Annotated in this window: 20 protein-coding genes; 5 read left to right on the top strand and 15 right to left on the bottom strand. The window is 46.7% G+C overall.

Translation table 11 applies throughout. The features are described from left to right. Positions 1–74 precede the first annotated feature (74 nt). The 7 genes from AB1K83_RS04845 to zapA form a co-directional block, all read right to left on the bottom strand. On the bottom strand, positions 75–656 hold the full coding sequence (locus AB1K83_RS04845; RefSeq protein ID WP_413057086.1) for a TetR/AcrR family transcriptional regulator: 582 nt from the start codon (positions 654–656) through the stop codon (positions 75–77). A gap of 91 nt (positions 657–747) precedes the next feature. Beyond that, positions 748–2,445 (bottom strand): long-chain-fatty-acid--CoA ligase, encoded by a 1,698-nt coding sequence (locus tag AB1K83_RS04840; RefSeq protein ID WP_413057020.1) that lies wholly within the window; start codon positions 2,443–2,445, stop codon positions 748–750. 224 nt (positions 2,446–2,669) lie between these two features. Further along, positions 2,670–3,083, bottom strand: coding sequence for a DUF350 domain-containing protein (locus tag AB1K83_RS04835; RefSeq protein WP_413057019.1), 414 nt, complete (start codon positions 3,081–3,083; stop codon positions 2,670–2,672). Positions 3,084–3,181: 98 nt separating this feature from the next. Next, a complete protein-coding gene (locus AB1K83_RS04830; RefSeq protein WP_413057018.1) occupies positions 3,182–5,539 on the bottom strand; it encodes an endonuclease MutS2 in 2,358 nt (785 codons plus the stop codon). Positions 5,540–5,555: 16 nt separating this feature from the next. Continuing rightward, complete coding sequence (polX, locus tag AB1K83_RS04825) at positions 5,556–7,262, bottom strand: DNA polymerase/3'-5' exonuclease PolX (protein WP_413057017.1); 1,707 nt, start codon at positions 7,260–7,262, stop codon at positions 5,556–5,558. A 47-nt stretch (positions 7,263–7,309) separates the two neighbouring features. Next, a complete protein-coding gene (locus AB1K83_RS04820) occupies positions 7,310–7,849 on the bottom strand; it encodes a CvpA family protein (RefSeq protein WP_413057016.1) in 540 nt (179 codons plus the stop codon). A gap of 9 nt (positions 7,850–7,858) precedes the next feature. Then, a complete protein-coding gene (gene zapA / locus AB1K83_RS04815) occupies positions 7,859–8,119 on the bottom strand; it encodes a cell division protein ZapA (RefSeq protein WP_413057015.1) in 261 nt (86 codons plus the stop codon). Positions 8,120–8,586: 467 nt separating this feature from the next. On the opposite strand from zapA, the gene rnhC reads away from it, so the two are divergent. Both rnhC and AB1K83_RS04805 read left to right on the top strand, forming a co-directional pair. After that, positions 8,587–9,519 (top strand): ribonuclease HIII, encoded by a 933-nt coding sequence (gene rnhC / locus AB1K83_RS04810; RefSeq protein WP_413057014.1) that lies wholly within the window; start codon positions 8,587–8,589, stop codon positions 9,517–9,519. A gap of 43 nt (positions 9,520–9,562) precedes the next feature. Then, entirely contained in the window at positions 9,563–10,141 is a 579-nt protein-coding gene (locus AB1K83_RS04805) for a lipoprotein (protein WP_413057013.1), read from the top strand. A gap of 42 nt (positions 10,142–10,183) precedes the next feature. Here the strand turns inward: AB1K83_RS04805 and AB1K83_RS04800 are convergent, their stop codons facing one another. The 4 genes from AB1K83_RS04800 to AB1K83_RS04785 form a co-directional block, all read right to left on the bottom strand. After that, the gene (locus AB1K83_RS04800) at positions 10,184–10,363 is read right to left on the bottom strand and encodes a hypothetical protein (RefSeq protein ID WP_413057012.1); all 180 of its coding nucleotides are present in this window, start codon (positions 10,361–10,363) and stop codon (positions 10,184–10,186) included. Positions 10,364–10,612: 249 nt separating this feature from the next. Continuing rightward, entirely contained in the window at positions 10,613–13,024 is a 2,412-nt protein-coding gene (pheT, locus tag AB1K83_RS04795; RefSeq protein ID WP_413057011.1) for a phenylalanine--tRNA ligase subunit beta, read from the bottom strand. A 12-nt stretch (positions 13,025–13,036) separates the two neighbouring features. Then, positions 13,037–14,074, bottom strand: coding sequence for a phenylalanine--tRNA ligase subunit alpha (gene pheS, locus AB1K83_RS04790; RefSeq protein WP_413057010.1), 1,038 nt, complete (start codon positions 14,072–14,074; stop codon positions 13,037–13,039). Positions 14,075–14,411: 337 nt separating this feature from the next. Beyond that, positions 14,412–15,182, bottom strand: a complete 771-nt coding sequence (locus AB1K83_RS04785; RefSeq protein WP_413057009.1) for a TrmH family RNA methyltransferase — start codon at positions 15,180–15,182, stop codon at positions 14,412–14,414. Positions 15,183–15,272: 90 nt separating this feature from the next. Here AB1K83_RS04785 and sspI point away from each other — a divergent pair, with 90 nt between their 5' ends. Then, a complete protein-coding gene (sspI, locus tag AB1K83_RS04780; protein ID WP_413057008.1) occupies positions 15,273–15,485 on the top strand; it encodes a small acid-soluble spore protein SspI in 213 nt (70 codons plus the stop codon). Positions 15,486–15,590: 105 nt separating this feature from the next. Here sspI and argF read toward each other — a convergent pair whose 3' ends face one another. The 3 genes from argF to AB1K83_RS04765 all read right to left on the bottom strand — a co-directional run bounded on the left by argF (position 15,591) and on the right by AB1K83_RS04765 (position 19,028). Continuing rightward, positions 15,591–16,553 (bottom strand): ornithine carbamoyltransferase, encoded by a 963-nt coding sequence (gene argF, locus AB1K83_RS04775; RefSeq protein WP_413057007.1) that lies wholly within the window; start codon positions 16,551–16,553, stop codon positions 15,591–15,593. 181 nt (positions 16,554–16,734) lie between these two features. Beyond that, positions 16,735–17,823 (bottom strand): M42 family metallopeptidase, encoded by a 1,089-nt coding sequence (locus AB1K83_RS04770; protein ID WP_413057006.1) that lies wholly within the window; start codon positions 17,821–17,823, stop codon positions 16,735–16,737. A 224-nt stretch (positions 17,824–18,047) separates the two neighbouring features. Next, positions 18,048–19,028 carry a diaminopimelate dehydrogenase gene (locus AB1K83_RS04765; RefSeq protein WP_413057005.1) on the bottom strand — a complete coding sequence of 327 codons (981 nt, stop codon included), beginning with the start codon at positions 19,026–19,028 and terminating at the stop codon, positions 18,048–18,050. Between the two features lie 139 nt (positions 19,029–19,167). Between AB1K83_RS04765 and AB1K83_RS04760 the strand changes: the two genes are divergently transcribed. Both AB1K83_RS04760 and queF read left to right on the top strand, forming a co-directional pair. Further along, the gene (locus AB1K83_RS04760; RefSeq protein WP_413057004.1) at positions 19,168–20,328 is read left to right on the top strand and encodes an MFS transporter; all 1,161 of its coding nucleotides are present in this window, start codon (positions 19,168–19,170) and stop codon (positions 20,326–20,328) included. A 160-nt stretch (positions 20,329–20,488) separates the two neighbouring features. After that, on the top strand, positions 20,489–20,986 hold the full coding sequence (queF, locus tag AB1K83_RS04755) for a preQ(1) synthase (RefSeq protein ID WP_413057003.1): 498 nt from the start codon (positions 20,489–20,491) through the stop codon (positions 20,984–20,986). Between the two features lie 87 nt (positions 20,987–21,073). On the opposite strand, the gene AB1K83_RS04750 is transcribed toward queF, so the two are convergent. Then, a complete protein-coding gene (locus AB1K83_RS04750) occupies positions 21,074–21,700 on the bottom strand; it encodes an FMN-dependent NADH-azoreductase (protein WP_413057002.1) in 627 nt (208 codons plus the stop codon). Positions 21,701–21,719 lie beyond the last annotated feature (19 nt).

Below are 21,719 nucleotides of genomic sequence, written 5' to 3'. Positions count from 1 at the left end.
CTTTTTCGCAGTATTAAGACATAACTTTATTTCGCCACGCTTCCGTCTATCCCCTCTTTTTTTTAAGTATTTCTTTACCCATTCAGCCCATGCATGATCAATTTATGTACTTTTGGTGACAATTCCAATAAATCATACTTCTGGTCATTGATGACCCACGTCGTCAATGTTTCATCCATTGTCCCAAAGACCATTTGTCGGGCGAGTCTTACGTCTAGATCGGCAGCTAATTCGCCATTTTCGATACCTCTTTTCAAAATCTGGTCAAGCAGCGCCAAGTATTCACGCAAAACATTATTAATGCGTGTACGCAATTCCTTGTTCGATTGCCGAAGTTCGAGTTGGGTGACAATTGCCAAGTGCCGATCCTCATGAAGAATCCGGAAATGATTTTCGATGAAAGCATACAAATACTCCGATACCGAATGGTCCCTTTTCAAGATCTGCTCGAGTTCACTGATAAATATTGCCATCTTCTCCTGAAACACATTGATAAGGATGTCTTCTTTGTTTTTAAAATAAAGATAGATGGTCCCATCCGCCACACCAGCCTCTTTCGCGATTTTGGAAACCTGTGCCTGGTGGTATCCATTTTCTGCGATGACGATAACAGCAGCGTCCACTATTTGCTTATATTTAGGCTTGTCCCTTTTCAATTTCATTCACCACCACAAAAAAGAAAATATGAATGATTGTTCATTCATATTTTCATATTAATCGTTATTGATAAACAAGTCAAGCGGAATGTTATGAAGTGAGTGTTTCAGTATGGACTTTCTTTTTCTCCTCATCCACGAGCACTCTCCGTAATATCTTGCCGACCGCCGTTTTCGGCAATTCATCCCGGAACTCATAAATGCGTGGAATTTTATATGCCGCAAGATTTGAACGGCAATACTCTTCCAGTTCTGTTTCGGTGACCGAACTTCCTTCTTTCCGCACGATATATGCCTTGACCGTCTCTCCACGATATGGATCGGGAACGCCGGCGACTACACATTCCTGAATATCCGGATGTTCATAGAGCACTTCTTCGATCTCTCTAGGGTATATATTGAATCCGCTAGCAATAATCATATCCTTTTTACGGTCTACTACATAAAAATATCCGGCATCATCCCTATAACCGAGATCTCCAGTCAGCAACCAGCCGTCTCGAAAAGTTTGCTCCGTATCTTCCGGCCGATTCCAATACCCCTTCATCACTTGCGGCCCTTTGACAGCAATCTCCCCGATTTCACCATTCTGCAATGGTTCCGTAGACTCAGGTCCTAAAATGATGGCATCCGTGTCTGGCCATGGAACACCGATCGACCCTTTGACTCGATTTTTCGCCCAGACGAAATTGGCGTGAGTGACGGGCGAAGTTTCCGTCAATCCATATCCTTCAACCAACTTTCCACCAGTCACTTCTTCAAATTTCTCTTGTACTTCAATCGGCAAAGCGGCAGATCCACTAATACAAGCTCTAATGGATGAAAGATCATACTTGTCAATGTCAGGATGATTCAGCAAGCCAATATAGATAGTCGGGGCTCCCGGGAATAGTGTCGGTTTCTGTTTATCGATCGCCTTCAAAGCCGAATCGAAATCAAATTTCGGGATAAGGACCATTTTGTTGCACAGCATGACTGTCAGGACAAGTACGGTTGTCATTCCGTACACATGGAAAAACGGGATGATTCCCATGACGACCTCTTTTCCTTCTTCGCACTCATACAACCATTCATCACACATCCGTACATTGGATGTTAAGTTGGCATGTGTCAGCATGACCCCTTTTGGCGAACCGGTCGTTCCTCCTGTATATTGCAGCAAGGCGACATCTTCATCATAATCAAAAGGATAACTCAATTTTTCAAGTTTTGCCGTTTTCATGATTTCGGTGAAGAGATGATTCACGCCTCGGTGTTCTACCTTCACTTTGATGCCGTGTTCCCTTTTCTGGATGAACGGATAAATCATGTTTTTCGGGAACGGTAAATAATCTTTAATTCCCGTAATGATTACATGTTCCAACTCCGTATCTTTCCTGATCTTCGAGATGCGTGGGAATAGGATATCCAGTGAAATGATGGCTTTAGCCCCTGAGTCCTGCATTTGATACGCCAATTCCCGTTCGGTATAAAGCGGGTTGGTCTGTACGACAATCGCTCCAACATACAAAATTCCAAAATAAGCAAAAGCGCTCTGAGGACAATTCGGCAACATGATGGCGACACGATCCCCTTTTTCAATTCCGAGCGTTTTTAAATAATTACCGAATTTCAAGGCAGATTCGTAAAACTCCTTATACGAAATCTCCTTTCCGAGAAAATGGATGGCAATTTTATCAGGATATTTTGTTGCGGCTCTTGTCAAATAGTCTTGAATAGGAATCCTTTCATATTCAAGCGTCTTTGAAATTTCGGGTGGGTATAAGTCTAACCAAGGTTTAGCAGTCATATGAACTCCCCTTTCTTTCCTTTATTCTATTCCTTTCTCTCTCCTATTTATTATTATAGTAAAAAATGATTCCGCTTTCAATAATGAATATTCCAACGATTTGAAAAACACCTTGATTTTAGCTAATCAAGGTGTTTGAACAGTCAACCAATAAATCCCTACCAGTACGAATAGAACACAAACAACAATTAATATTTTTGACAACTTTTCCATAGTGACAGCTCCTACGATATACTCGCCCCGATGACGAACGACAATCCTACAGAGATTGTCAAAGAAATAAAACCGACCGATCGATTATCCGCTTCAATCTCTTTATCGATATTGAATTTCGGAGTGAGGAACTCAAATAAGACATAAGCGAAGACCAGTAAGATAAATCCGAACAGTCCCCAGCCGATCATTTGGGGCAATGTATTATGCTGTTCAATTGAATATCTGAAAATATTGGCCACGCCGAAAATCTTACCGCCTGTCGCCAAGGCTACCGCGACGTTCCCTTTGCGGATTTCCTCCCAATTTTTATACTTCGTTACGAGTTCAAATAACACCATCGAAACGATCAAGCAAAGGACGACGACACTGAAATATCCGGCCGTTTCCACTAATGGGTGTCCCCAAAACCCTTCTTTACTCATAGTTTCCGGCTCCTTTAACTTGATTCAGCTTTATAATCCCACCTACAGTTCCCTTTACGATTCACAAGCGGAAAGGTTTCATATAAATAACATTATGGTCATTTCAATTCAACAACCGTGACGCCATGACCGCCTTCCCCCGCTTCCCCGAAACGGAAGCTTTTGACACGAGGGTGCTTTTTCAAATACTGCTGGACACCTTGCATCAGGGCACCGGTCCCTTTTCCATGAATGATAGAGACTTGGTGGTAATTGGAGAGAAGGGCATCATCTAAATATTTCTCGGTTCGGATAATAGCATCTTCATATCGCTCTCCCCGGAGATCGAGTTCCAATTTGACATAAGAATCCCGTCCCCTTACAGAAGCGCTGACTACAGGCTGCTTTTCCTTCTCTGGTTTGACATATTCCAGGCCTGATTGATCAAGTTTCATTTTCAAAATGCCAATTTGAACGACCCACTCGGTATCCGACACTTTTTCAAGAAGAGTCCCTTTCTGGCCGTAACTGATCACCTTCACTTCATCTCCAGGCTGCAATGGACTGGGTGCAGCTTTTGCCTTGACCGCTTTTTTCTTGCGTTCGGCGGGAGCCGCCTCTTCTAACCGTTTCCGTGCCTCGATCAGCTCATGCTCTTTTACATTGGCACCCGCATTGAGACGGAGAGCGCGTAAATCAGAAATGACGGCTTCGGATTCTTGTTTCGCGTCTTCCACGATTTTTTTCGCTTTCTCCTTCGCATTTTCCATTAAACGTTCTTTCATTTCTTCGAACTCGCCTATTTTCTGTTCCAGCTCTTGTTTTAACCGGTCCGTTTCAATCAAAAGCTCATGTGTCTCCTCGGCATCTTTCTCCGATTGGACACGGCTGGATTCCAATGAGGCGATCATCGATTCGACTTCTCCCCGGTCGGTTCCGGTAAACGACTTCGCCCGCTCGATGATCCGATCCTGCAATCCGAGGCGTTTTGAAATTTCAAAGGCGTTACTTCTTCCCGGCACACCGATCAGCAAGCGATACGTCGGACTTAGCGTATCGATATCAAATTCAACACTCGCATTGACGACGCCCGGCCGGTTGTAACTATACGCTTTCAGTTCCGGGTAATGGGTTGTCGCCATCACTCTCGCACCACCGCCATGCACTTCATCCAAAATGGAAATGGCGAGCGCCGCCCCTTCCTGCGGATCTGTTCCTGATCCGAGTTCGTCAAAGAGGATCAGAGAGCGATCATTAAATTTCTTCAGGATGGAGACGATGTTCACCATATGGGAAGAAAATGTACTGAGGCTTTGCTCAATTGACTGCTCGTCCCCAATATCGGCATACACCGAATCAAAGACAGCAACTTCCGAACCGTCGAGCGCTGGTATCGGCAAGCCCGCTTGCGCCATCAACGTGCAGAGGCCTACCGTTTTCAAGGTGACCGTCTTACCTCCCGTATTCGGTCCGGTAATGACGATTGTCGTGATTTCCTTTCCGAACTCGATCGTATTCGCAACGGCTTCCTCCATCGGAAGGAGCGGATGGCGTGCTTTCGTCAAGCGGATATACCCTTCATTGTTCACTTCAGGTTTCGTGCATTTATGCTCTTTCCCAAACTTTGCTTTTGCGAGAATGACATCTATGTCTGATAACAGTCCAACAAGCACAAACAGCTCATGGGCCACTTCTTGCACTTTGGCGGAAAGTTCCAGAAGAATTTTCTCAATTTCCTCCTGCTCCTGCACCTTCAAACGTCGGATTTCATTGTTCGCCTGAACAACAGCATCCGGTTCAATGAACAAAGTCTGCCCGGAAGACGACATATCATGGACAACGCCTCCGAAATGCGAACGGTACTCCGCTTTCACGGGGATGACATACCGATCATTCCGGATGGTCACAATGGAATCGGACAACATTTTTGCCGCATTCCGTCCTCGCGTATAACTTTCCAGTCGGTCGCGAACACGCCCTTCTTGTAATCGCAGCCCTTGCCGGATCGAACGAAGCTGGCTTGAAGCGCTATCCAGGACATGGCCGTTATCATCGATTGCTGCATTGATCTCATGTTCCAAGCCAGTCAAAATTGGAAACGCCTCTTTTTTGGCAATAAAATGCGGAATCTCGATATCCTCATCCGTCTCGATGGACTCGATAAACTGCCGTAAAATACGGCTAGCCCGGATCGTGTTGGCAATTTCCATCAATTCATGACTGCTTAGCATCCCGCCCAATTGCGACCGTTTTGCATGCGGCCTGACATCATGGATGCCTCCCATCGGCGCATTGCCCCGCACTCTTAAGATGGCAAGCGCTTCATCCGTCTCCTCGAGAAGCCGGACGACTTCTTCATAATTTGGGACAGGAACCAATTGCTCTACCGTGGATCGCCCTGCAGAAGAGGTACAATATTCGGATACGATATCCCGTATTTTATCAAATTCAAGTGTTTTTAAGACACGGCTTTCCAATGTCTTACACTTCCTTTCATTTCCGCACAATGTCGCGGATGAATTTCTCCAATGGCCATGTATTGACGACCGTCTCTTTTTTCAGCCATGCCTTTTGGGCATATTTTACACCGACATCCATGAACCGTAGTTGGTCAATCGCATGGGCATCAGTATTGATGGCAATTGGAACACCTTTATCCTGAGCCATCGCTAAATAATCCGTCGCGAGATCCAAGCGGTATGGGTTGGCATTCAGCTCCAATATCTTCCCGTATTCCTTCGCCCATTCGATTAATTGGGGCACATCCGGATCATACCCATCTCGTTTACCAATAATTCGGCCTGTCGGGTGGGCAATCATATCAACATGCGGGTTGCGGATGGCTGAATGGAGCCGTTCCATGATCTGTTCCTGAGGTTGATTGAAATTCGAATGGATGGACGCGATGACAAAATCGAGTTCCTGCAGCAAATCATCGTCAAAATCGAGAGACCCGTCAGGCAGGATATCCATTTCCGTCCCGCAGAAAATTTCAATATCATCGTATTCGTCATTCAGCGTACGGATTTCTGCGATTTGCTCTCGCAGCCGATCCGGGGTCAATCCGTTTGCTACTCTCAAGTATTGGGAATGGTCGGTGATGACCATATGGCTATACCCCTTCGCCCGGCAAGCATCAACCATTTCCCGGATGGAGTAACCTCCATCTGACCACGTCGTATGCATATGGAGGTCGGAACGGATATCTTCGAGGCGGATCAACCCATCCAGCTCCTCCACACGTTCGATCTCTCGCCCGTCTTTCCGGACCGTCGGGGGGATGAAAGGCAGGCCGAAATGAGCAAAGAACTGCTCTTCCGTTTCAAATGTAGTCACGGAACCGTCCTCATCCTCCACGCCGTATTCACTAATTTTCAATCCTTTCGCTTTCGCCAGTTGACGCATCTTCACATTGTGGTCTTTGGACCCGGTGAAATGGTGCAAAGCGGAAGCGAATTGTTCGGCTGTCACAAAACGGAAATCTGCATCGATCGCATCCTCCAAATCCAATGTCACCGAAAGCTTTGAATCCCCAGCGGCAATCACTGTATCAACCGGCAATACTTGAAGTAATTTTTCCCTGACTGCGGCAGGTTCAGTAGTCACGATGATAAAATCGACATCGCTGCTCGTCTCTTCTGCCCGACGATAACTTCCCGCAACAGAAAACCGCGAAATTTCATCGACACTCTGAAGAATATCTTCCAGGAAGGAGACGATGGATTCCATTTGCCAGATCGGGAACGATCCCTTCCGTGTACCAAGATGCTCGATTTCCGCGAGAATGTTCTCTTCGGTCTTCTTGCCGAACCCCGGAACCTTGCTTACTTCATTGGCCAGGCAAGCTTCCCGCAGCGCTTCAATCGAATCAATACCAATCGCTTCCCGTAATTTAGCAATTCGTTTCCCGCCCAATCCAGGAATTTTTAGTAAAGGAATCAACCCGCGCGGAACAGTCTCTTCCAATTCGAGCAAGAGTTCAGACTCCCCTTTTTCCATCAAGTCCGTGATGACAGCGCCCGTCCCTTTACCGATTCCTTTTAATTTTAAAATATCATCCATTTCGGATAGACTACGAGGATCCAATTCCAACACATTGGCCGCTTTCCGGAAGGCCGCCACTTTAAAATGATTTTCCCCTAGCAGCTCCATATATAGGGCAATTTTCTCAAATGTCCGGATGATTGTTTTTTTATTCAACCCAAGTCCTCCTTTAAAAAAGCTTCCCGCCTAACAGGGGGAAGCGGTTATTTCATATAAATGTACCACCATTTCTTCACCGTTTCCGATAACAATGGCGTATGCTCAAACATAGTATTGGCCAAGAGCGATCGACCCACGATGTTTTGAATGACATCGATCGGCAGCATTGCGAGTACATAAAGCACAAGGAAAATGAGTATATAAAACTCGACAAAGCCAAGCGCCGCCCCGCCAAATCGTGCAAGAAACCCAAGCACCGGCAAATATTTCAGGAAGTCAAACATCGAAGCAAAGAGCTGCAAGATGAATTTAACCGCCAAAAATATGATGACAAAGGCAAGCAATCTGTAAAAAGTTTGATCGAGATCCAATTGCTCAACTGTCAATGAAAATTGCGACCCCGTGGTCACTCCCGGATAAGGCACCCAGAGGACGAACTTATCTGCCAGTTGTTTGTAGTACTTATAAGCGACGACGAGAGCGATGATAAAGCCAGTCATATGTATTGCCTGTACGATTAGTCCCCTGCGGAATCCGGTGATCAGACCTCCCAAAAGGAGGAATATGATAAGTAAATCTAACATGTCCGTCCGTCAACCCTTCAACTTATTCAATTCTTCTTCCATTTGTTCCAATTGATCTTTAAGTTTCAAATAATCATGCACGGTATTCACAGCGGTCAGCACAGCAATTTTGGCGCTGTCGAGATAGGGATTGCGTTTACTGATCTCCCGCATTTTGTCATCAACGAGCGAGGCGACCAGCCGCATATGACTGCTTGTTTCAGTACCGACGATTTTATATGTCTGTCCGTATATTTCAACCGCAATGCGTGTCTTTTTTTCGTCTGCCAACGACCTGACCTCCCCCGAAAAACTCTGTCATCCATCATACCATGAAAGTGATTCAGTTGTGAATAAAGTGCTGTTTTTCATAGAGTTTTATTAGTGGAGGACCTCTGTTTTTCACCAGTTCTGCGCTTGCATAGGGAATTTCCTGGAAAATTTGAAGTCTACTTATTTAGCAATCATAATTTCTGCGTTTCAATCATATTTCCGAGAACCGTTCAAAACTGCCCACAAGCGATCATATCTACAGAGAACTGATCATAACTCCACGCAAGCGATCATATCTCCGGAGATTCGCCCATAACTCCACGCAAGCGATCATATCTACAGAGATATGCTTAAAACCCTCCGTCCCCTAAATAAAATTGTCTCTCCTTCCCGAAACTGATAAAGTCAATCATGGTTACAGGAAATGTCGTAAACCATATCGAAATTAGAAAGAACCCCTTTATATAAACGGAAGGATGAATTGGATGAGCAATACTGTGATTGTATTGGATAAAAACGGTTTACAAAGATTGAGCGAACATTATGCGGCGTCCCGAGTAGTGCGCAATGCACCTGGGGTCGTCTTCGCCGCCAAACTACCTGATACGGCGATCACCGCCTACAAGTCTGGAAAAGTCTTGTTCCAAGGGGCGGGGGCGGAACGGGAAGCAGCAAACTGGGGAGTAACAGACAATAAACTGTTCCCGGAAAAAGTGAAAGTGAAGGGGGATGCCCTTCCCGATCGGCTTGCAGAGCTTTCCGTCTTAGGCTCTGACGAAACGGGTACCGGGGACTTTTTCGGTCCTGTCACGGTTGCGGCCTGCTTTGTCCGTGCCGACCAAATTGAATTGGTCCGTGAATTGGGCGTCAAAGACTCGAAACAACTGACTGACGATTGGATGCGTAAAATAGCCCCGGATCTCCAAGCTACTTTGATCCACAGTGTGTTGACGTTGCCGAACGATAAATATAACGAAGTGCAAGCCCGTGGATGGTCGCAAGGGAAAATCAAAGCACTTCTCCATAATCAGGCATTGAAGCACGTCCTGCGCAAAATGGACGGGGAAAGACCGGATTATATCCTGATCGACCAGTTTGCGGAACGGGGCATTTATTATAACCACATAAAAGCGGAGAACGATATCATCCGGGAGAACGTCCTGTTCTCCACAAAAGCGGAAAGCCTTCATGTCGCAGTGGCCGCCGCCTCGATCATCGCGCGGGTCGCTTTTCTGGAAGAAATGGATCGATTAAGTGCTTTGGCGGGCATCACATTGCCTAAAGGCGCAGGGCCGAAAGTGGATGAGGTCGCCGCGACGATCTTATGGAAACATGGCGAGGATACGTTAAAATCCATGACCAAATGGCATTTTGCCAATGCCCAAAAAGCGAAAGCCCTTGTAGCCAAGAAAAAGTAACGTTTCCGATGGGTAATCCGTCTGATGGAATGAGGTGATTCAAATGAAAAAAATCTTTTTCCTATTTACACTTCTTCTTTTTCTGACTGGGTGTGGCACCGAGATGGCCAGGAATCAAGGCGACCCCCAAAACCCGCTGCCGCCCGCCGAATCCGAAGTAAAAGAGGGCGATTTCATCTATCGGCTTTATACCGAAAAAGATGTGTATGACACTTTTGGGGATACCGCAATCTTTGCTGAGTTGACCTATGTCGGTGACCAGGAAGAAATCAATATCGCCCACGCCGCCTCGCCGTTCTATTTTCCAATGGAAGAAAGGACAAGAGGCTTGGAAATCGGATTCGCGATGAGTGAACCACTCATTTTTACAAACTTGAAAAAAGGTGAGCCACTCCGGCATATATATCAATTCGCTGGCGGATACAGCGATCAGGACGACCCGGAATATGTACAATTCGTCAAGTCAATCATTGCCAATAAAGGATTTCCGGAAGGTGAATACATTATCCACGGAACCGCCGATTTCACAGTCGCTGACGGTCCTGATGATGATATACAAAGCTTGCCACGATTCGTGCTGTCTACCGATATCGGGTTTCGAGTAACGGACCCAGTAAAATGAAAAGCTGTCCAACGAACCATTACAGGTCTGTTGGACAGTTTTTTATTTCTCCGATCGTAGCGCTTCCACTTCTTCTTGCGACAAGATCTTTTTCACGGCAGGCGATTGGGATTTATTCCGATTCAAGATGAAAACCATCGCCAGCCCACCGATTGCAGCAAGAAAAGCGAATGGATTGACTATGAGAAAGGTGCTGTCTTTCAACCGATTCTTTTTCCTCAAGTTACTTCCCCCCTACCGAAACCTAGATACCACGGATAACAAAATTTTTTTGATTCCACAACGAATTAAAACCTCTCAACGTTTCTGCATATCCTTAAAACGATACCACACAACTACACAACGTTCCTACATTAGTTCGAAATGATTTCTAGAAACTTCGAAACGCTTTTACCGAACTTCACAACGCTCCCACCCAACTTCTTAACACCGACAAAAAAAGGCTACCCACAATCGGATAGCCCTTTCCCATTACCCCCGAAGCGAAGCTCCTGCTTCTTCGGTCAATGCGTTCAATACTTTGTCATGTGCTTTGACGACTTCTTCGTCTGTCAGTGTGCGTTCCGGATCTGCATAAGTTAATGAGAATGCCACGGATTTCTTGCCTTCCTCGACATTTTTCCCTTCATACAAATCAAACAACTTCACGTCTTTCAATAATTTGCCGCCCGCTTTCCGGATAACATCCTGTAGCGCTCCAGCTGTTGTGTCGCTCGCCACGACCAGTGCGATATCCCGTGAAATGGACGGGAAGCGCGGCACCGGAACGTATAGAAGTTCACTCGTCTCGATGGATAGGATCCGCGCTAAGTTCATTTCCATGACATAGGTCTCTTTCAGATCTCGCTTCTTCAACTCAGTCGGGTGGACTTGCCCCAGCATACCGATCCGTTCCCCGTTATACAGGATATTGGCTGTACGGCCCGGGTGCATCCCATTAAGGACAACCTGTTCGAATGAAAGCCCCTCTGCCAGCCCGAGACTGTCCATCATTCCTTCCACGATGCCTTTCATGACGAAGAAGTCAACCGGTTTCGTTTCTCCCTGCCATGCGTGATCGACCCATTTTCCTGTAATGACAGCTGCAACATGCTCCACTTCTTGCGGAAGGCCGTCCTCTTCTACTCCAAGGAAGACGGAGCCTGTTTCATATAATGCAACCGAGTCATTGCGTCGAGCCACATTATACGTTGCTGCTTCCAACAAATGCGGAATCAAGCTTTGACGAAGGGTGCTCCGCTCCTCACTCATCGGCATAAGCAATTCAGTGACAGTTGCCGTTTCTAGCGCAAAAGCTTGTGCCTGCTCTTTGGAAGTCAATGAGTAGGTCAACGCTTGATACAACCCTGTGCCTTCCAGAAAACGGCGGACAATCCGGCGCTTCGCCTGATATGGTGTCAAGCCGCCAGGAGTGGATTCCGAAACAGGCAGTGTCTTTGGAATCTCATCATAGCCATACATACGGGCAATTTCTTCAATGATGTCTTCATTGATTTGCAAATCTTGCCGGCGTGTCGGCGCATCGATGATCAATTGGCCATTCATCGCATCCGTCGGGATTTGCAAGCGCTCCAAAATGGACAGCATCTCTTCCAGTGAAATCTTCATCCCTAACCGACTATTGACATAATCCGGCGATACCGTGATGCGTTTAGATGTTTTATCCAGCTCGTCAAATACTACCGAGCCAGTCAACACTTCACCGCCAGCAAGATCCGCCATCAGTTGTGCTGCTCGTTCTGCTGCAGCCATCACACGGTTCGGATCGACTCCTTTTTCAAACCGCGTGCTCGCATCACTTCGCAGACCGACTTCTTTCGATGTCTGGCGGACGGAGGAAGGAGCGAAATAAGCAGACTCGATCACTACAGTTGTCGTTCCATCATGCACTTCGGAGTTTGCTCCACCCATGACTCCGGCTAACGCAACAGGTTCCTTGCCGTTCGTGATGACCAGATTCTGGCTGTTCAATGTACGTTCCACATCATCCAATGTCGTCATCTTTTCCCCTTCTTCTGCAAGCCGGACGACGATTTCCCCAGTTCCAAGTCGGTCATAATCAAACGCGTGAAGCGGTTGGCCATACTCCATCAAGACCAGGTTTGTAATGTCGACTACATTGTTATGCGGACGGACTCCGGCAGCCATCAACCGGTTTTGCAGCCATAACGGCGACTCGGCAATCTTGACATTTTTCACGACTTTCGCCACGTACATCGGATTCTCTTTCGGTGCATCGACGCGAAGTTTTAAATAATCCTCTGCTCTTTCCGCAGATTCTTCATAGGAAATCTCCGGCAATTGAATGCCTTGGGACAAAATCGCCCCGACTTCATAAGCGACGCCTAGCATGCTTAATGCGTCTGCACGGTTTGGTGTGAGGTCAAATTCAAGCACTTGATCATCCAGTCCTAACAGTGGAAGGGCGTCTTCTCCCGGCACTGAATCGGACGGCAAAACGTAAATCCCTTCTGCGTACGCTTTCGGAACCAACTTCCCTTCAATGGCAAGTTCTTGAAGCGAACAGATCATACCGTTCGATTCTTCCCCACGAAGTTTCGCCTTCTTGATCTTCAAACCTCCCGGAAGGACAGCTCCCGGACGGGCGACAATCACTTTTTGTCCTTCGGCGACGTTTGGAGCACCGCAAATGATCTGAGTCGTTTCTTCACCGACATCCACTTGGCAAATGCGCAATTTGTCCGCTTCCGGATGCTTGATACATTCCCTTACATACCCGACGACGACATTTGTCATGCCGTGGGAGCGATCAATGATAGAATCGACTTCGATTCCGGAACGCGTGATTCTTTCAGCTAAATCTTCAGTAGCAATTCCCTTTATATTCACATACTCATTCAACCATTTTGTAGATACTAACATGTCTCTTCCTCCTTACGCTTCCGTCCGGTGGAATTGCGAGATGAACCGCACGTCATTTGTATAGAAATGACGGATATCTTCCACACCATATTTCAACATTGCAACCCGTTCAGGTCCCATTCCGAATGCGAATCCTGTGACGACAGTCGGATCATAGCCCGCCATCTTCAATACATTCGGGTGCACCATACCGGCGCCAAGAATCTCGATCCAGCCTGTTTTTTTACAAACATTACAACCGGCACCTCCACATTTGAAACAAGAAATATCCATCTCAACAGAAGGTTCCGTAAATGGGAAGAAGCTTGGGCGAAGACGGATTTCTCGATCCGCACCGAACATTTTCTTCGCAAATAAATCCAGCGTCCCTTTCAAGTCGCTCATGCGGATATTCTCGCCGACGACGAGGCCTTCAATTTGTGTAAATTGATGGGAGTGTGTCGCATCGTCATGATCCCGTCGGTACACTTTACCAGGACAGATGATTTTAATGGCAGCTCCGTCCTTGGCCTCCATTGTCCGTGCTTGCACCGGTGAAGTATGGGTCCGGAGCAAGGTCTCTTCGGAAATATAGAACGAATCCTGCATATCTCGTGCTGGATGCCCTTTTGGTAAATTCAATGCCTCAAAGTTATAATAGTCTTTCTCCACTTCAGGGCCCTCTGCAATCTCATAGCCCATGCTGATGAAGAAATCCTCGATTTCCTCGACAACGCGAGTAAGCGGGTGGTGATTCCCTGTCCGGATGGGCCGGCCCGGCAAAGTGACATCGATTGCTTCTTTTGTCAGCTGTTCATTGATCGCTTGTTCTTCCAGCACAACCATCCGCTCTTCCAGCGCTTCAGTCACGGTTTCACGAACGACGTTGACCAATGCCCCCATTTTCGGACGCTCCTCCGCAGGCAGTTTTCCCATCCCTTTCAACAGATCGGTAATCGGCCCTTTCTTTCCGAGATAAGCGACACGGACATCATTCAGCTCTTTCGGAGTCGTCGCTTCGTTGATCTTCCCCAACGCTTGTTCTTTCAGTTCGTTCAATTGCTGTTCCATTGCTATTCTCCCTTCAAATAAATGAAATCAAAAAATCCCCGCCCCTAAAAATAGGGACGAGGACGAGTTCGCGGTACCACCCTGATTATTACGCAAAGCTGCATAATCACTTCATTATGGAATAACGGTCCTTCACCGGCACACCTTTACAGCCTTGGCTGGTCCTGGCGGCAGCTCACGGGGTGAACTTCGACAAACACTTCCCGATCCGTACTTCCAGTCAAGGTACGGAATCCCTATCGAGCCGTGTGTAATCTACTTTTCCCGGTCATTGCTTTTTGACATTCATTTCAGATGTAGTATACCTGATACTTCTAATTTCTTCAACTTTCAAAAATCACTTAGCGTTATACGTATAGAGCAAAATTCCCGTTGCAACGGCGACATTCAAGGATTCTGCTTTCCCGTACATCGGAATTTTCACCGTTTGGTCCGTCTTTTCGAGCAGCTCTTCCGATACCCCGCTACCTTCATTTCCAACAATTAGGGCAAAAGCTTCTTGCGGTCCGATTTCCGAATGATCTACTGCATTTTGCAAACCGGTGCCGATCACAAGCAAACCGGATTGTTTCGCCCGATCCACCCATTCAGAAAGCTCTCCCTTGATGACGGGGATATGGAAATGCGAGCCTTGCGCAGAACGGACCGTTTTCGGATTATAGGGATCCGCCGAACCTTTTCCAAGGATGACTGCATCCATGCCCGCTGCATCCGCTGTACGGATCATTGTCCCAACATTGCCAGGGTCTTGCACAGCATCGACAAACAATAATTTCTTCCAGCCTGAAAAGTCCTCTTCCGCAGGAGCCGGCTGGCGACAATGCGCATAGATGCCCTGTGAATGTTCCGTTTCCGAAATTTCATCGGCGACCGCTTTTGTCACTTCGATCATTGGGACAGGTTCAGCGTCTGCATCCCAAGTGACTCCAAACTCTATATCATCCCGGACAATGAGATGCAAAACGGTCCCTTCTTTTTTCAATGCTTCTTCAACCAAGTGAAATCCTTCTACTAGAAACTCGCCCGATTTGTCACGTTCTTTCCGCGTCGTCACAAGTTTCTTCCAATGTTTCACGAGGGAGTTCTGGGTGGATTCAATGCGTTTCATGTTAACCGTACCGCCTTTTTCTTTTAGTGTATCAAATGACGGTATAGTTGGCGATCATTGTGTACAACATAACGTTAGGAGGTTGATAAAATGAATTTTCAAATCCGTGATGCGATTTCTGCGAATATGTCAAATAACAGTGCCGCCGATATTCGCAGCGTTGTCGAAGATGCCATGCAGCGTGGGGAAGAGCATTTATTGCCGGGTCTCGGGGTGTTTTTTGAAAAGTTGTGGAATCGATCGGACGAACAGGAAAAAGCAAAAATTTCAACCGAACTGGCACAAGCCTTTACCGGAAGCTAATGGAAGAGCCGCTGACATATTAGCGGCTTTTTCATATACCCTATTAATTCTAACCAAAAAACTGCCCGACCATGAAAAGTTTTTTTCGTGGTGGACAGTTTATTATTATAATAGATTGGCCAAAACCGCTTTTTGAGCATGCAGTCGGTTGCCTGCTTGCTGGAATACATAGGAGTTCGGACCGTCAATGACAGATGTGGCGACTTCTTCTTCACGATGTGCCGGAAGACAATGAAGGAACATATAATCCTCTTTTGCATGAGCAACGAGTGCGTCATTGATTTGGAAATCTTTGAATGCTTCCAGGCGAGCCGCCGCTTCTTCCTCCTGCCCCATGCTGGTCCAGACGTCCGTATACATGACATCGGCGCTTGTTGCCGCTTCAACCGGATCATTCGTCTGCATGACGGATCCGCCGTTCTGCTCGGCTATTTTCTGTGCTTGACCGAAGATATCCGGGTCATACTCGAACCCTTCCGGCGTAGCGACCGCCATATGCATCCCCATATGCGCTCCCGCGATGATGAGCGAGTGGGCTACGTTGTTGCCGTCCCCAACGTAAGCCATTTTTAGGCCTTTCACCGAACCTCTCACTTCTTTCACCGTCAATATGTCCGCTAACGCCTGACAAGGATGGAAAATGTCGGTCAATCCGTTAATGACGGGAATCGTCGTATGTTGCGCCAATTCCTTCACCATTTCATGGGAGTTTGCACGGATCATAATACCATCCAGAAACTCTGACATGACATTCCCAGTATCATAGACGGATTCCCCACGGCCGATCTGCAAATCGCGCGCATTCATGAACATACCGTATCCACCAAGTTGAATCATGCCCACTTCAAACGAAATACGTGTACGAGTCGAATGTTTTTCAAAGATCATTCCAAGCGTTTTACCTGCCAACAGCCGCGGCATATTGCCCGCCATGTATTCCTTCTTCATATTCATAGCATATTCCAAAAGGTACGCAACTTCTTCACTTGTATAATCAAGGAGCGTCAATAAGTCTCTCCCTTTTAAATTTTCAGCAATCTTAGAGTTTGATCCATCTATCTTTACCATGCTTGTCATCCCCAGTCATTGTTTCAATTTGTATCACAATTATATGATTGCATAAATATAAAGTCAAGTGCATTTTTATAATCCATTTGGAGGGGTGATACTCGTTACTCCTCTTCCACTGAGCCCCTAATTTCAAACAAAAAACCTATCCACCCCGAATATGGGATGGATAGGTTTCAAATTAATTAAACGTGATTTGATCGACAGTTTCCCGGTCCAACTTTTTAATCACTTCAACCAGCAATTTCACCGTGTTTTCATAATCATCCCGGTGCAGCATGGCAGCATGGGAGTGGATATAACGGGTCGGAATACAAATGGCGAGAGTCGGGACACCTTGGCCGGACAGATGAATGGATCCCGCATCGGTCCCGCCACCCGGCATTGTTTCAAATTGATACGGAATGCCATGCTCCTCCGCCGTATCGACAATAAAGTTCCGCAAAGCTGTATGCGACACCATGGATGCGTCATACAACAGGATTTGCGGACCGCCGCCCATTTTTCCTTCCGCTTCTTTCGATGAAATACCCGGCGTATCGCCTGCAATCCCTACATCGACGGCGAAGCCGATATCCGGCTGGATTTTTGCGGCAGCCGTCCGCGCCCCGCGCAAGCCGACTTCCTCCTGCACCGCCCCTACGCTATAAACGGTATTCGGGTGCTTTTCATCTTTTAGTTGTTTCAAAATATCGATGGCGATCGCACAACCGATCCGGTTATCCCACGCTTTCGCCAGGAGGTGTTTTTCATTATTCATCACAGTGAATTCGAAATACGGAACAATCATATCGCCAGGCAATACGCCCCATTCCATCACTTCCTCTTTCGAAGACGCTCCGACATCAATGAACATGTCTTTAATCTCAACCGGTTTTTTTCGGGCTTCAGGAGATAAAATATGCGGTGGTTTCGAACCGATGACCCCTGTCACCGTCTCCCCTTTCCGTGTCACGATCGTCACACGCTGGGCCAACATCACTTGTGACCACCAACCGCCCACCGTTTGGAATGAAATAAATCCTTTGTCGTCAATTTTCGTCACCATGAAGCCGACTTCATCCAAATGGCCAGCAACCATGATTTTCGGACCGTTCGCATCCCCCGCCTTTTTGGCAATCAGGGAACCAATTCCATCCTGTTCAATCGTATCCGCGAGCGGCTCTATATACTTCTTCATCACGTCCCGCGGCTCCCGCTCATTCCCCGCGATTCCCTTTGCATCTGTCAGTTCTTTCAGCATTTGCAATGTTTCATCCAACTTCGTCAACTGGCACGACCTCCTCATCATTACATACGTGTAGTATATTCCAATTTCATTCTGATTCAAAATAATACGGGTTCGGTATTCATACCGACAATGCTGGATTGGGAACGCTTCCACGCTACCTCAAAACGTTTTGGTCTTACTTCAAAACATTTTACCCCTACCTCACAATGCGCCCCTTTCAAAAGAAAAAGAACCGCAGCACGCGGCTCTTTCCACATATCGTATTACAATAATTCCTTACGCAAATCTGCTGGCGATTTCGGCGATAACAATCCTGGTGCAATGTCAAACACCGTTTTCGCGCCAGCTACTCCACTTTGGTTTAATTTATATGCCGCACGAGCATAGGCGACGAGGACGCTGGAGGTGAATTCGGGGTTACTGTCGAGGTTCAGGGCATATTCCATCACTTGCGAATTGCCTTCACCTGTTTTCCCCGACCGGATGACGAATCCGCCATGTGGCATGGCTGCATGGTCCCGTTTCAACACTTCTTCTGAAATGAAATGGACTGTTGTATCGTAATCGGCAAAGTAATCTGGCATCGTAACAATGTCCTGTTCCACTTTTTTCGCATCGGCGCCTTCCTCCAGAACGACATAGCATTCCCTCGTATGTTTTTCACGTGTCGACAACTCCGGGAACGAACCGCCCCGGACCCGATCAATCGCTTCCGTCGCCGGGATTGTATATTGGACCGCTCCTTTGACGCCTTCAACTCTTCTCACTGCATCGGAATGCCCTTGACTCAGCCCTTTCCCCCAAAATGTGTAAGTCGCCCCTTCCGGCAAAATCGCTTCCCCGTATAAACGGTTAATGGAAAATAAACCCGGATCCCAGCCGACCGAAATAATCGCCGTTTTCCCGTTCGGTTTTGCAGAAGCATCTACGGCTTCATAATACCCCGGTATTTTGGCATGTGTATCAAAGCTGTCCACTGTATTGAAGATAGCCGATAATGCTGGCCCTTGTTCAGGCAAATCATTTTTCGAACCACCACATAAAATGAGCACATCAATCTCGTCTTTGAACTGGTCAATATCATCCAAAGAGTGGACAGCAACCGATTCGTTTAACAGTTGCACATCTTCCGGATTTCGTCTTGTAAAGACCCCGACTAATTCCATATCTTCATTTTGCCCGATAGCGGATTCGACTCCGCGACCCAAGTTTCCATACCCGGCAATTCCAATTCTAATTTTCATCTACGCACATCCCCTTCTTATTCATAGACACCATTTTTCACAATCAATTCTACCACCTAAACCGGAAAAAGTGCTACAGTAGACGATAGGCAGTTACTTTGTCCTAAATGATTTCGGATGAAAAGAGGATTTTTTTCTAATGCGAGCATTCGTTTATTTCATAGTATTCTTTTCGTTTTTCGACCTATTTTCACAGTTGCCCGTAATGAGCCCGTTCGCCTTGTCACTCGGGGCTTCTTCTTTTTTGACAGGCTTGGCAGTTGGCATGTATTCGTTTTCCAATACGATCGGGAACGTCATATCAGGATTCATGACGGATCGCAGAGGTCCTTTCTATATTCTACTAATTGGCCTCTTTGCATCAGCCATATCCCTTTTCCTCTATTCTTTCGTCTATGATCCAGCGTCCTTGTTAGGGGTCCGCTTCGTCCACGGTTTCATGGAGGGGCTAATCGTCCCGGCGGCATTCACGTTTTTGGCCAATCGGGCAGAAGAATCCAAAAGAGGGCGAAGCGTTGCCATTTCAGGCGCTTTTGTCGGTATGGCCGCCATAATCGGGCCGGCGTACGGAGGAATTCTGGGTGCCAAAATGGGGACGCCATTTATCATGGCCATCAATGGCGGAATCATGCTTGTATTGGCGATTCTTGCATTCTTCACACTGCGGTCCTTCACTTATATTCGGAAACTCCCGGTAGGCAAGGGAGAGCATGTCCGCGTAAAGCAATTGTTTACGCATCCCGGCATGATCCGAGCATTCGCAGGCGCTTTTTTTCTCATGTTCTCCCAAGGCGTGCTAGCGCTAGTGTTGCCATTGAAAGTGGAGTTCCTTGGATTTGATTCCAAAACGAGTGGTATGTTGCTGAGTACATTCGGCGTTGTCGCGATTCTCATTTTCCTATTGCCTACCAATCGGATATTCGATAAGGCGCGTCCGATGGTCACACTGGCATTCGGAATATCACTTATGGGAGTCAGCATGATTTTGCTGAGCCTCGTGGAAGATATGGCACTCCTCTTCATCGCCATGTCTTTATACGGGATCGGGTTCGCGTTTTTATTTCCTTCCATCAATTCATTGCTTATCGATTCCTCATCAGCCGAATTCCGAGGGAAGGCGTATGGTTATTTCTATGCGTTCTTTTCAATTGGCGTTGTGGCCGGATCCAGCTTGATCGGCTATTTGGATCTAAGCTTTAAGGGCGGGTTCATGCTAACGGGAATCATCCTGCTCGTTGTTGCTCTCTATACGATCTTTGGAATGAAACGCAATCTGACATTGACAAAGAATTCTCAATGAGGTACTGTGTAGAACGAATAGAATAACCCTGTCCGGGAGAGGTTCATAGCGACCCTCTATAAAAAACTATGGATGACGAAATTTCGCCATGTCCATATGACATGGCTTTTTTCATATCGCATTGGAACCTCCCCGACAAATTTTTAGGGGAGGTTTTTTTATGGCTGGAAGAGACGAGGATACATTGCAGCATTTGACGCTGTTAGGAAACCAGAACACGAACTATTTGTATGAATATAATCCATCGATATTGGAAGCGGTGGACAATGTTCATAGTGATCGGGACTTTTTTGTGAAGTTCAACTGCCCTGAATTCACATCATTATGCCCGATGACAGGCCAACCGGACTTCGCGACGATGTATATCAGTTTCATTCCCGATAAAAAGCTGGTTGAAAGCAAGGCGCTGAAACTGTATTTATTCAGCTTCCGGAACCATGGGGATTTTCATGAGGACTGCGTCAACATCATCATGAATGATCTGATTTCTTTGATTGATCCACGCTATATTGAGGTGTGGGGGAAATTTACGCCCCGTGGCGGTTTATCGATCGATCCATACTGCAATTACGGGAAACCGGGGACGAAATATGAAAAGATGGCGGAACACCGCATGATGAATCACGATATGTATCCCGAGAAAGTCGATAATCGATAAGGATCTTGGGAAAATGCGTCATGATTTAAATTGAAAAAAGTGTAGGGGCTGTCCAAAAATGGACAGCCCCATATTTTTTTGAATTCCTTAGAACGTCTTCGCCAATTCACTTAATTCCGCCCGGCAGTTAGCACGCATTTGGTCAGGATTGGAAGAATTCACGTCGAGGCCTTCCGCGATAATTGCCTTGAAGTTTGTAATGCCCAAGAAGGACATGATTGCTTGTAAATAGCTTTTGGAAAACTCCAGCTCCGCGTTCGGCCCCTCGGAATAAAAACCTCCCCGTGTTTCAATTAGTAAACAAGGCCGATCCTCTAAAAGCCCCGCTGCCCCTTCCGCTGTATAATGGAACGTTTTACCGACAATGCAGATCGTATCCATGTAGGCCTTCAACATCGGCGGAAAGCTTAAATTCCAAAAAGGTGCCGAGAACACAATCTTGTCCGCCTCCATGAATTGGTCGGTCAACTGATCCATGCGTTCGCTTTTTTCCTGCTCCACCGGCGTCAATTTCTCCTTCGACGCGAACTTACCCCATGCCCGAAATACATCCACATCAAGGAACGGGATATCCGACTTGTACAAATCAAGAATCTCAATTTCATCTTGGGGATTATGTACTCGATACTCTTCTAAAAAAAAGTTTGCGAGTATAGATGAATCCGAATTCCCATCCTCTTTTGGATTTACTTTTACATACAATAACTTTGCCATTACCAATGCCTCCCATATA

Source organism: Sporosarcina sp. 179-K 3D1 HS (assembly GCF_047228905.1).
GTDB lineage: Bacteria > Bacillota > Bacilli > Bacillales_A > Planococcaceae > Sporosarcina.
The sequence above is the reverse complement of the archived record's forward strand: the minus strand, read 5'-3'. Positions and strand labels throughout refer to the sequence as shown.